General features: G+C 60.7%; 14 protein-coding genes and 1 riboswitch. Of the genes, 3 read left to right on the top strand and 11 right to left on the bottom strand.

Annotation, left to right across the window (positions count from 1 at the left end; all coding sequences use genetic code 11):
- Positions 1-23 precede the first annotated feature (23 nt).
- The 4 genes from PRI8871_RS14125 to PRI8871_RS14110 form a co-directional block, all read right to left on the bottom strand.
- Positions 24-1,001, bottom strand: coding sequence for a Gfo/Idh/MocA family protein (locus PRI8871_RS14125; RefSeq protein WP_108886884.1), 978 nt, complete (start codon positions 999-1,001; stop codon positions 24-26).
- 58 nt (positions 1,002-1,059) lie between these two features.
- Positions 1,060-1,356, bottom strand: a complete 297-nt coding sequence (locus PRI8871_RS14120; protein WP_108886883.1) for a DUF4389 domain-containing protein — start codon at positions 1,354-1,356, stop codon at positions 1,060-1,062.
- 70 nt (positions 1,357-1,426) lie between these two features.
- Positions 1,427-2,323, bottom strand: a complete 897-nt coding sequence (rpoH, locus tag PRI8871_RS14115) for an RNA polymerase sigma factor RpoH (protein ID WP_108886882.1) — start codon at positions 2,321-2,323, stop codon at positions 1,427-1,429.
- Between the two features lie 157 nt (positions 2,324-2,480).
- Complete coding sequence (locus PRI8871_RS14110; RefSeq protein WP_108886881.1) at positions 2,481-3,506, bottom strand: RluA family pseudouridine synthase; 1,026 nt, start codon at positions 3,504-3,506, stop codon at positions 2,481-2,483.
- On the opposite strand from PRI8871_RS14110, the gene PRI8871_RS14105 reads away from it, so the two are divergent.
- Genes PRI8871_RS14105 through PRI8871_RS14095 form a run of 3 tightly spaced genes read left to right on the top strand, consistent with a single transcriptional unit; the run spans position 3,505 to position 4,928 of the window.
- Positions 3,505-3,810, top strand: coding sequence for a DUF6476 family protein (locus tag PRI8871_RS14105; protein ID WP_108886880.1), 306 nt, complete (start codon positions 3,505-3,507; stop codon positions 3,808-3,810). The two genes, PRI8871_RS14110 and PRI8871_RS14105, sit on opposite strands and share 2 nt — an antisense overlap.
- Before the next feature lie 45 nt (positions 3,811-3,855).
- The gene (gene hisF, locus PRI8871_RS14100) at positions 3,856-4,617 is read left to right on the top strand and encodes an imidazole glycerol phosphate synthase subunit HisF (RefSeq protein WP_108886879.1); all 762 of its coding nucleotides are present in this window, start codon (positions 3,856-3,858) and stop codon (positions 4,615-4,617) included.
- Entirely contained in the window at positions 4,614-4,928 is a 315-nt protein-coding gene (locus tag PRI8871_RS14095) for a phosphoribosyl-ATP diphosphatase (RefSeq protein WP_108886878.1), read from the top strand. The genes hisF and PRI8871_RS14095 overlap by 4 nt, the downstream gene beginning before the upstream one ends.
- A 229-nt stretch (positions 4,929-5,157) precedes the next feature.
- Here PRI8871_RS14095 and metK read toward each other — a convergent pair whose 3' ends face one another.
- The 7 genes from metK to PRI8871_RS14060 form a co-directional block, all read right to left on the bottom strand.
- Positions 5,158-6,339 (bottom strand): methionine adenosyltransferase, encoded by a 1,182-nt coding sequence (gene metK / locus PRI8871_RS14090; protein WP_108886877.1) that lies wholly within the window; start codon positions 6,337-6,339, stop codon positions 5,158-5,160.
- 6 nt (positions 6,340-6,345) lie between these two features.
- Positions 6,346-6,393, bottom strand: a riboswitch (SAM-SAH riboswitch).
- Positions 6,394-6,434: 41 nt separating this feature from the next.
- Entirely contained in the window at positions 6,435-7,895 is a 1,461-nt protein-coding gene (lnt, locus tag PRI8871_RS14085) for an apolipoprotein N-acyltransferase (protein WP_108886876.1), read from the bottom strand.
- 6 nt (positions 7,896-7,901) lie between these two features.
- Complete coding sequence (locus PRI8871_RS14080) at positions 7,902-8,840, bottom strand: hemolysin family protein (RefSeq protein WP_108886875.1); 939 nt, start codon at positions 8,838-8,840, stop codon at positions 7,902-7,904.
- A 33-nt stretch (positions 8,841-8,873) separates the two neighbouring features.
- On the bottom strand, positions 8,874-9,377 hold the full coding sequence (gene ybeY / locus PRI8871_RS14075) for an rRNA maturation RNase YbeY (RefSeq protein ID WP_108886874.1): 504 nt from the start codon (positions 9,375-9,377) through the stop codon (positions 8,874-8,876).
- Between the two features lie 59 nt (positions 9,378-9,436).
- Positions 9,437-10,414, bottom strand: a complete 978-nt coding sequence (locus PRI8871_RS14070) for a PhoH family protein (protein ID WP_108886873.1) — start codon at positions 10,412-10,414, stop codon at positions 9,437-9,439.
- A 127-nt stretch (positions 10,415-10,541) separates the two neighbouring features.
- Entirely contained in the window at positions 10,542-10,856 is a 315-nt protein-coding gene (locus PRI8871_RS14065) for a hypothetical protein (RefSeq protein WP_108886872.1), read from the bottom strand.
- 14 nt (positions 10,857-10,870) lie between these two features.
- On the bottom strand, positions 10,871-11,440 hold the full coding sequence (locus PRI8871_RS14060; RefSeq protein WP_370742077.1) for an OmpA family protein: 570 nt from the start codon (positions 11,438-11,440) through the stop codon (positions 10,871-10,873).
- Positions 11,441-11,500 lie beyond the last annotated feature (60 nt).

The raw sequence follows: 11,500 nt of genomic DNA, 5'->3' as shown, positions 1-11,500 counted from the left end.
CGTTTTCGTTTTGGACCAGCGGCTTACTTGGCTTTTTCGAAATCCATCACCATATCGATCATGGTCTGCGTGCCGCGCACGAATTCCAACGGGCATGGATAGTCTGCCCCATCCAGAACACTGGCGTTAAACGCCTCAACCTGATTGACGTAATGCGATGCCATCGGGAAGCGGTAGAACTGGCGTTCCGCATTCGGCAGATGCAGTTCCACCTGAGCGATATCGTAGACATTGGCGTTGAACGGCGCGGTCAGCCGCATCAGGCCTTTATCCCCGTGGAAAGTCATATCCTGCCAAGGCGTCATCCGCATCGAGGTCACGCCGCTATAGTGGAAGCTGGGGAATTCCGCCGTGACATGCGCCCAGACATCAACACCGTTTTCATACTCGATCTCGGTCGACAGGATGCGCGTCGGCTCCTCTCCGGTGACGAAACGGGTTGAGCCGAAGACATAGACGCCGATGTCCGGCAGGCTGCCGCCGCCCGTATCGGGACGGTTGCGGATGTTGCCTGTGTCCTGCCGATTGTCATAAGAAAACGCGGCCGACACGCGGCGCAGCTTGCCGATGGCCCCGGATTGATACAGCTCGCGGGCTTTGTGCCACTGCGGGTGGTGCACGATCATGAAGGCCTCGGCAGCAATCAACCCGGTCGCATCGCGCTTGGCGATCACCTCGTCAAATTGGTCGGCCCTAAGGGTCAGTGGCTTTTCGACCAGCACGTGCTTGCCCGCGTCCATCGCCTTGAGCGCCCATTCCACATGCAGGTGGTTGGGCAGCGGTACATAAACGGCGTCGATGGCCGGATCGGCCAGCATTGCATCATAACTGTCGTATACGGTCAGGTCCGGCGTCATAGCCGCGAAAGGCGCGGCCTTGTCAGCGCTGGATGTGGCCAACCCGGCCAAGCGCCCACGACGGGCGGCGTGGATGGCCGGGGCCATATGTTCCTTGGCGAATTTTGCGGCGCCCAAAACGCCCCAATTCACATGGTTTCTCATTGCGTCCTCCGGTGTAGTTGCGCGCATGTTAGCGCAACCGACCTGCGTCGCAAGGTGATTAGCTGTTGGTGTCCGCCCAAGGGAAGGGCTTATCCGCAGCCGCCCCGGTCAGATAGGCCACCGCGTTGCGGGTCCAATCGGCCAGCGTTTTGCCAAAATCGGCAATCGCCTTATTCGGCCCACCGGTCAGCGGAACCCAGATGATCTGAAGCGCGGTCAGCACCCACAGAACGGTTTCGGCAATCGCGAACAGAATCAGCAAAACCACCGCATAGAGGATGCGTTTCCAGATCGGTTCTTGGTCGGTCACCGGTTCGGCATCTTCAATCGTAAAATCGTCAGTCGTATCCGTCATCACAGCCCCCTGTGAAAATGAATGATGTCAGGTCCTTGCACGGCCCCAAAGGGTCGCGCCATGCGCAGGATCAAGCCGAAGGCAAAAGGCCTTGTTCACGGGCCAGATCGCGCATTTTCTTCTGCAATTTTTCAAACGCGCGCACTTCGATCTGGCGGATGCGTTCGCGGCTTACGCCGTATTGCGCGCTCAGATCTTCAAGCGTGACCGTCTGATCCATCAAACGACGCTGGGTCAGAATGTCCTTTTCCCGGTCATTGAGCACCTGCATCGCCGCCACCAGCATATCGCGGCGAGTCTCAAGTTCGTCCCGCGCCTCGTAGTCGCCAGCTTGGTCCGCATCTTCGTCCTCAAGCCAGTCCTGCCATTGCATGGTGCCTTCGCCTTCGGAGCCGACGGTCGCGTTCAGCGACGCATCCCCGCCCGACAGACGACGGTTCATCGAGATGACCTCATTCTCGGACACGCCCAGATCGTTGGCGATCTTTTCGACATGCTCGGGCCGCAGGTCGCCGTCTTCCAGCGCACCAATCCGGTTCTTGGCCTTGCGCAGGTTGAAGAACAGCTTCTTCTGCGCCGAGGTCGTCCCCAGTTTCACAAGGCTCCAGGATCGCAGGATATATTCCTGGATCGAGGCGCGAATCCACCACATCGCATAGGTCGCAAGGCGGAAGCCCTTTTCCGGGTCAAAGCGTTTGACGGCCTGCATCAGACCAACGTTCGCCTCAGAAATCACCTCTGCCTGCGGCAGACCGTAACCGCGATAGCCCATTGCAATCTTGGCGGCCAAGCGCAGGTGCGACGTGACCATTTTATGGGCCGAGGCGGTGTCCTGTTCCTCAACCCACCGTTTGGCCAGCATATATTCCTCTTCCGGCTCCAGCAGAGGAAACTTGCGGATCTCTTGCAGGTAGCGGCTCAGGCCAGCCTCCGGCGAAGGTGCCGGCAGATTTGCATAGTTACTCATCGCAGTCCCTTCGATGTTTATTGTCTTAACATCCAGATAAGAAGGGCGCTAACATGTTTCAAGCGCCCGGGTCCGAATTTCTTCAATCCCAATGTAGGGCAAGGGGCGCGGGCGCGCGTGATTATGTCGGCGTCGTCACAAGGATGTGTAAAATGCGTCAGCTGCGCAACGCATTCAGCAAATCCTGCATGTCGCTGGGCAGCTCTGCCTCAAATTCCAGCATCTCGCCCGTTGCCGGATGGACAAAGCCCAAAACCGCCGCATGCAGCGCCTGACGGCTGAACGCGTTCACCGCCTCCACCGCGGCGGGGCTCAGGGCCTTGGCCGCGATCTTTCGCTTGCCGCCATAGACCGGATCACCGATCAATCCATGCCCGGCATGGGCCATGTGCACGCGGATTTGATGGGTGCGCCCCGTTTGCAGCCGGCAAGCCACCAAGGCCGCGGTGCCGGGTGTGCCGAACGCTTCCAGCAATTGCGCACGCGTCACCGCATGGCGCCCCTGCCCGAAATACACCGCCTGTTTCTGACGGTCGGTCTTGTGCCGCGCCAATTGCGTGGTGATGCAGATGGTATTGCCCGGCTCGACCGAAACGCCACGAACACCGCGCAGGCGCGGATCGGCGGTATCCGGCACGCCATAGCACACCGCGCGATATTCGCGGTCAACCGTGTGCTTTTCGAACTGCGCCGCCAGCCCATGATGCGCCCGGTCCGACTTGGCCACGACCAACAGCCCCGATGTGTCCTTGTCGATCCGGTGCACGATGCCGGGCCGCTTTTCGCCGCCCACGCCAGACAGATTGCCGCCAAAGTGATGCAGCAGCGCATTCACCAACGTCCCCGAAGGCGACCCCGGCGCGGGATGGACGACCATACCCGCCGGTTTGTTGATCACGATCAGGTCATCATCCTCATAGAGGATCTCTAGCGGGATATCCTCGGGCAGCACGTCATAGTCTTCGGCCTCAGGGACGATAATCGCCACCTCATCGCCTTCCGCGACCTTGGCCTTGCCGTCCGTAACAATCGCGCCGTTCACCTGAACCTGGCCATCCGCGATCAACCGCGCCAAACGGGTGCGAGAAAGCGACGCCTCCTCTGGCACATCCCGCGCAAGCGCCTTATCAAGGCGGGGCGGCGGTGCCGCGCCGATGATTACAATCAATTCGGTGGTTGCCATGACGGAATCTCCTGAGCCAGAAATTGAGCTTCCAGCCAGCCTGAAGTTCTTGCGCGGGTTGGTGACAGCCCTGACGGTCGTGATGATCGTCGGTATGGTGCTGATCGTTGCGCTGATCTGGTCACGCTATAGCGATGAAACGCCCCTGCTTCCAGACCAGATCACCCTGCCGGACGGCACAAGCCCGGCCGCCTTCACCCAAGGCACGGGCTGGTACGCCATTGTCACCACAGATGACCGCATTCTGATCTACGACCAACTGACGGGCGCGCTGCGCCAAACCATCCAGATCACCCCCGAATAAGCCTGCGCCCTTCCCAAGCGCCACATTCCAAGCCATAAGGCCCCCATGCTGAAAACTCGCATCATTCCCTGCCTTGATGTCGCCGATGGCCGCGTGGTCAAAGGCGTGAACTTTGTCGATCTGGTCGATGCTGGCGACCCTGTGGAATCCGCCCGCGCCTATGACGCCGCTGGCGCGGATGAGATCTGTTTTCTCGACATCCACGCCACCCACGAAAACCGTGGCACCATGTTCGATGTGGTGACCCGCACGGCAGAACAGTGCTTTATCCCGCTGACCGTGGGCGGCGGCGTGCGCACCGTGGCCGATGTTCGGGCACTGCTGCTGGCGGGGGCCGACAAGGTCAGCTTCAACTCTGCCGCCGTGGCTAACCCCGATGTGGTGGCCGAGGCCGCAGACCAATTCGGCAGCCAATGCATTGTGGTCGCCATCGACGCCAAAACGGTCGCGCCCGGCAAGTGGGAGATTTTTACCCATGGCGGGCGCAAACCCACAGGCATCGACGCCGTCGAATTTGCCCGCACCGTGGTTGCCAAAGGCGCAGGCGAAATCCTACTCACCTCGATGGACCGTGACGGCACCCGCGCCGGCTTCAACCTTCCGCTGACCCGCGCGATTTCCGATGCAGTGTCTGTTCCGGTCATCGCCTCGGGCGGCGTTGGAACGCTCGACCATCTGGTCGAAGGCGTCACCAAGGGCGGCGCGAGCGCGGTTCTGGCCGCCTCGATTTTCCACTTTGGCGATTACACCATCCGCGAAGCCAAGGAACACATGGCAAACGCGGGCATCCCCATGAGGCTCGCATGACCCTTGACGATCTTGCCCAAATCGTAGCCGAGCGCGCCAAAGCCGATCCCTCCAGCAGCTGGACCGCCAAGCTTTTGGCAAAAGGCCCGGAGAAATGCGCCGAAAAGTTCGGGGAAGAGGCGATTGAGGCGGTGATCGAAGCCGTCAAAGACGACAAAAATGGGCTCGCCTCAGAGGCGGCCGATGTGCTGTTCCACCTGTTGGTGATGCTGCAATCACGCGACGTGCCACTCAGCGCAGTGATGGACGAGCTGGCCAGCCGCCAACGCCAATCCGGCATCGCCGAAAAAGCCAGCCGCCCCAAATCCTAAGCATCTTAAGCCTAAGCGAAACGCTGGGTGAAAAGAAAGGGGGCTTTGCCCCCTCTTGGGCCAGGCCCAATTCACCCCCAGAGGTATTTATTGGAAAGATGAAAGGAAAGCGCGCCCCTGCTTTCATCTTTCTCTCAAATACTCTCCCGCCGGAGGCAACCCCGAGGCCGCGCGCTCAAAGCGCGCAGCCAAGATATCATGCGTGCGGCGCAAGCCGCACACAATTGGATCAAACAGATGCTTTCAGCGCATCGACCAGATCAACGCGTTCCCAGCTAAAGCCGCCATCGGCTTCGGGCTCGCGGCCAAAATGGCCATATGCGGCAGTACGCTGGTAGATCGGGCGGTTCATGTCCAGATGCGTGCGGATGCCGCGCGGCGTCAGATCCATAACCTTGGGAATGGCAAGCTCGATCGCGGCGTCATCCACCTCACCCGTGCCATGGGTGTCGACATAGATCGACAGCGGCTTTGACACGCCGATGGCATAGCTCAGCTGCACGGTGCAGCGGTCTGCCATACCGGCGGCGACCACGTTCTTGGCCAGATACCGCGCGGCATAGGCGGCCGAGCGGTCCACTTTGGTCGGATCTTTGCCCGAGAAGGCGCCGCCGCCATGGGGGGCCGCGCCGCCATAGGTGTCGACGATGATCTTACGGCCGGTCAGGCCTGCGTCGCCATCCGGGCCGCCAATCACGAAGACACCCGTGGGGTTGACCCACCATTCGGTGTCTTCGCTGATCCAGCCTTCGGGCAGGACTTCGCGAATATAGGGTTCAACAATTTGCCGAATGTCTGCCGAGGTCTGCGTCTCAAACTCATGCTGCGTCGACAGAACGATCGAGGTCACGCCGACCGGCTTGCCGTTTTCATAGCGCACGGACAGCTGCGATTTCGCATCCGGGCGCAGGGTCGGCTGTTCGCTGGATTTGCGCACCTCAGCCAGACGGCGCAGGATGGCGTGGCTGTATTGGATCGGCGCAGGCATCAGCGCGGGCGTTTCATTGGTGGCATAGCCAAACATGATGCCCTGATCGCCGGCGCCTTCGTCCTTGTTTTCCGCCGCATTCACGCCTTGCGCGATATGCGCCGACTGTTCGTGCAACAGATTGGTGATCTTGCAGGTTTCGTGGTGGAACTTGTCCTGCTCATACCCGATGTCCTTGATACAGGCCCGGGCAATATCGGGAATGCGTTCCATGTATTCGGCCAGCTTGTCCTTGTCGGACAGGCCCACCTCGCCGCCGATGACGACGCGGTTCGTGGTGGCAAAGGTTTCGCACGCCACCCGCGCCTCAGGTTCTTCCGCGAGAAACGCGTCCAGAACGGCGTCGGAGATGCGGTCACATACCTTATCCGGGTGCCCTTCGGAGACCGATTCCGAAGTGAAGATATAGTTCTGTCGCGACATTGGGGCTGCTCCATTACATTTCTCCGCCACGCCAGGAAGCCGTTGTGACGGGATTTTTTGACAAGGCACATGCCTATGCCCCTGAATGGCGCGGGTCAATGACGATTCCGTAAAGACATTGCCAAACCCGCCAAAGAGAGCGCGATCAGCAACAATACCACCGGCCAATCGCCGATTTTCGCGTAAACCGTGGTGGCGCGGGGCGCGGGCAGCGGCGCATCAAGGTAACCCGCCTGCCCCAGATCAAGGCTTTGCAGCACCCGGCCCGCCGGATCAATCACCGCTGAGACCCCGGTATTGGCGGCCCGCAAAACCGGCAGGCCGAATTCGACCGCCCGCACGCGGGCCTGTTGCAAGTGCTGATAGGGGCCCGAGAAAGTACCGAACCAAGCGTCATTTGTCAGGTGTAGCACCAGATCGGGGCGCGCGCCGTCCAGCCGCAGATCCTGCTGAAACACCGCCTCATAGCAGATCAGCGGCAAAATGCGCCCCACCCCCGGCAGGTCATAGGCCTGCGGGCCGGGGCCTGCGGAATATCCCCCTTCCGCGCGGGAGGCGAGGCCAAGGATGTTGAACCGGTCAAACAGCCAAGCGGCGGGCATGTATTCGCCAAATGGGACAAGGTGGTGCTTGTCATAGATCGCCGATTGCTGCCCGCCCTCGTCCAATAGCAGCATCGAATTGAAGGTCTGCGCGGTCTCAAAATTGTAGCGCTGAACACCAACGGCGATCGGAGCGCCATTGGCCGCATCCGACATGATCGACAGCGCCTCATCGGCGTCATGCAACCACATCGGAAGTGAGGTTTCGGGCCAGACCACCAAATCCGGGCGCGGTTCAGCACGGGTATAGGTCAGCTGGCGCTGAAAGAAGGTCGGGATGTGATCGGGATCCCATTTCAGATGCTGCGGGGCATTGGGCTGGATCAGGCGCACAACCGGCGCGTCTGCCTTGGGCAGTGCCGCGGCCGGGCGCAGCGCATAGCCGCCGATCAACAGGCCTGCCGCACCAATGGCGGCCATCGCGGCGCCCTTGCGGCCAGCGCTGGCCAATGCCGCCAACCCCAGCGAGACCAGCGTCAGCCCCTGTGCGCCGATGAAGGCGACCCATTGTAGCGCCCAGGTATCGGCCCAGACATAGCCGACCAGCCCCCAAGGAAAACCCGTCAACATATAGCTGCGGGCCAGTTCCACCAGCGCCCATGTCACCGCAAACCAGCCCTTGCCGCCAAGGCGCTGCCCAGCCCAGCCCGCTACGCCCCAGAACAGCGCCAGACCGCCCGCCATGCCAATCAGGGCAAAGGGGGCCATCCAGCCGGTATCGGCGGCATCAACAAAGAATGGCTCAACAATCCACGTCAGGGACAGCCCAAAATAGCCAAGCCCAAACAGCCATGCCAGCATGGCCGCATGCCGCGCATTGGCGGCCCGGCGCAAGACGGCAAACCCCGCGACCAGCCCCAATAGCGCCACCGGCCAAAGACCGAATGGCGGCTGGCCAAGCGCAAAGGCTCCGCCCGCGCCTAGGCTGGCCAGCGATATCCGGGAAACCCGCATGAAGGGTTACTTGCCGGCGGGTTTGGGGGCCGCAGCATCGGGCGCGGCGGCTTTGGGCGCGGCGCGGGCTGCAACCGTACCGGGCGGCACGACACGCAAACGCTTGATCCGCCGGGGATCGGCATCAATCACCTCAAACTCGACACCTGCGGGATGCGATACGACCTCTCCTCGTGCGGGAACATGTCCGGCCAGCATGAAGACAAGACCGCCCAGCGTGTCGATCTCTTCGCTGTCGATGGCTTCGTCCTCGCAAAGATCAACGCCTATTTCGCGTTCGAATTCGTCAAGCATTGTCCGGGCCAGAACCAGATAAGCGCCAGATTTTTCGCGGGTCCAGTTCTTTTCGTCGTCTATGTCGTGTTCGTCTTCGATCTCGCCGATGACCTGTTCGATCAGGTCTTCGATGGTCACAAGCCCATCTACGCCGCCGTATTCGTCGATCACCAACGCCATATGCCGGCGTTCGGCCTGCATCTTCGTCAGCAGCACACCAATTGGCATCGAGGGCGGCACGAACAGCAACGGGCGCAGCAGTTTGCGCAGATCGAAGTCTTCGGTATGGCCGTTAAAGCCGTGGTGCAGCGCGAAATCCTTCAGGTGTGCAAGACCGATCGGCGTGTCCAGCGTGCCTTCATAGACGGGCACACGGGTCAGACCGCTGTCACGGAAAACCTGCACCAGATCGTCGCGGGAAATCGTGTCGGGAACCGAGATGATCTCAACCCGCGGGATCGCCACATCTTCGACCCGCATACGGCGCAGGTTCACCATGCCGTGGGTCTGAGGGCGCGTCTGCGTGACAGGCGCTGCGCTTTGGGGCGCAGGTTCTGGCGTCGGGGTCCAGCGTTTCAACAATCGGCCCAACAACGGCCGCTTCGTTACTTGTTGCCCTTTTGGCTGCGCGCTTTGCGCCGCATTAGAAGAGCCGTCGTTATCGCCCATAAATCCTGTCCAAAAACGGGCCATTGGCCCTGACTATTCCCTATATGGGTCTGAAATACCCATTTTGCCAAGTATTTTGGTCTCAATTCCTTCCATCAGCGTGGCGTCATTGTCACGGATGTGATCATAGCCCAGCAAATGAAGGACGCCGTGCACCACCAGATGGGTGACGTGATCGGCCAAAGGTTTGCCCGCTGCCTCTGCCTCGGCTAAGCATGTGTCATAGGAGATCGCGATATCGCCAAGCGCTTCGGGCATGGTTTCATCGCCCTCGGGCGCGGGCTCTGGCGCGGCGCCGTCATCTTCGGCGGCCAAATCCCACGCGGGCCAGCTCAGCACATTGGTTGGCGTCGGCTTGTCGCGGAACTCGGCGTTCAGGACTGCAATCCGCGCATCATCACAGCCAAGAACGGCGATTTCATAGTCCTGGGGCACCATGCCCAGATGGGATAGCGCCGCCACTGCCGCCGTTTCGGCCAGTGTTTCAAGATCCGCCTCTTCCCAGCGGTCGTCTTCAAGGATCGTATCGGTCAGCATCGTTACGCGCCGGGGGCTCTGCCCCCGGACCCCCGGGAATATTTATTGTCAGAAAATGCTCAGGGTGTGTGAGCATCTTTCTCGTATGCCTCAATGATCGCCGCCACAAGGGGGTGGCGCACGACATCCTTCGAAGTAAAGTAATTGAAGCTGATCTTGGGAATGCTGGTCAGAAGCCGTTCGGCGTCGGCCAGACCCGAGGGCATGCCGCGCGGCAGGTCGATCTGGGTGCGGTCGCCGGTGATGACCATGCGGCTGCCTTCGCCCAAACGGGTGAGGAACATCTTCATCTGCATCGACGTGGCGTTCTGCGCCTCATCCAGAACGACGAAGGCATTGGCCAGCGTGCGGCCACGCATAAAGGCCAGCGGCGCGATTTCGACGGTCTTTTCTTCGATCATTTTGGCCAGTTGTTTGCCCGGCAGAAAATCGTTGAGCGCGTCGTACAAGGGCTGCATGTAAGGATCGACCTTGTCCTTCATGTCGCCGGGCAGATAGCCGAGCTTTTCACCCGCCTCGACCGCCGGGCGGCTGAGGATGATCTTATCGACCAGACCGTTGATGAACATGTTCACACCCACCGCCACGGCCAGATAGGTTTTGCCCGTGCCCGCCGGGCCGATGCCAAAGGCCAATTCGTTGGTGAACAGCGACCGGACATAGGCCTTTTGCGCGTCGGTGCGCGGTTCGATCAGTTTCTTGCGGGTCTTGATTTCGACCTTGCCGCCGTCGAACATTTCAAGCTGGGTTTCGTCTTCTTCCGGCTCAGGAGCCATGCGGAATTCGCGGTCGATGTCGCCGCGTTCGACGGACCGGCCCTGTTCGAGCCGAGCATAGAGCGCGTTCAGAACTTCAACCGCTTCGGCTTGGGCTGCGGGTTCGCCGAAGATGGCCAATTGATTGCCACGGCGCAGGATCTGCACGCCCAGCCGGGTTTCGATATCGGTCAGGTTGCGGTCATATTCGCCGCACAGATCGATCAGCAGACGGTTGTCGGGAAATTCGAGGAGGGCTTCGCTTAGGGTGCCTGTTGTCACGCATTGCTCCTGATGGTGGGGGTGACGGGAGAGGAGAGGCCATCACGGTCCTGACCAGACCGCAAAATAAAATAGGCCGCCCGGCGAAACGCCGCGCGGCCCGGTATGTTGATCGTCAGGCGCAAGCTCAGATCGGGTCGCCGATCAGTGCGGTCGAGCCGCCTTTGAAATCACCGGTTGCCACTGTCGGCGGTGCGGTGCCCGAGCAAACGGGCTTGCCGTATTTATCGAGGCGCTGCGACAGGTATCCTTCGACGCCATCGTCGATGATCCAGTGATCACAGCCATTCGGGTCGATCCAGACGCCGGCCTTCAGCTGACTGAGGTCTTTGCGGTCGAACATGTTGCGGTCCTGGCTTTTGTCCGCCGGGGCATCCGGCAGGAAGCAGCCCGACAAGGCGGTCGCCGCGATCAGGGCCACCAAGGGTTTGCGAAACGTCATTTTCTTGTCCCCAATCACTGAATGCAAATGATCTCTACCCGGCGATTGCGGGCCATGCCGTCGCTGGTCTGGTTCGACGCAACCGGCATGCGTTCGCCGTAGCCGCGCACGTCAACAACATTGGCGCCGACACTGCGGGCGACCGATGCCACCGCATTGGCGCGGTTGTAGCTGAGCTTGATGTTGTATTCGTCGGAAGCGCGCCAATCGGTGTGACCGGCGATCACAAAGGCGGTTGCCGTGGACGACTGGAAGAATTCGCGAATGCGCTGCTGGCCCGCTGCGCTGATCGCGTATTTGTCGGTGGCAAAGAACTGGTCGGTGTTCAGCACGCCGCAGGTGTTGCTGCGACGGCAAACCGGGATGCCCTGACGGTTGGTGTGCGGGCTCATGTAGCCCTCGACGCCATCGTCCATGACCCAGTGTTCGCAGCCGTCCGGGTCAACCCAAATGCCCGGAATGTAACGTTCACCCTTAACCACGCGGTCGGCCATGGCCGGTGTGGCGACCGACACGGCGGTCAGGGCGACCAGTGCAGCAGCCGAAATCGCGGCGCCTACGGCTTTGGAGAAATTTTGACCCACAGCCCTGTCCCTTTCTGTTTCCCAAATCCAAAGTCGCCGAGCAGATTCGAATTGGCGACT

The organism is Pseudoprimorskyibacter insulae (assembly GCF_900302505.1).
Lineage (GTDB): Bacteria > Pseudomonadota > Alphaproteobacteria > Rhodobacterales > Rhodobacteraceae > Pseudoprimorskyibacter > Pseudoprimorskyibacter insulae.
The sequence above is the reverse complement of the archived record's forward strand: the minus strand, read 5'-3'. Positions and strand labels throughout refer to the sequence as shown.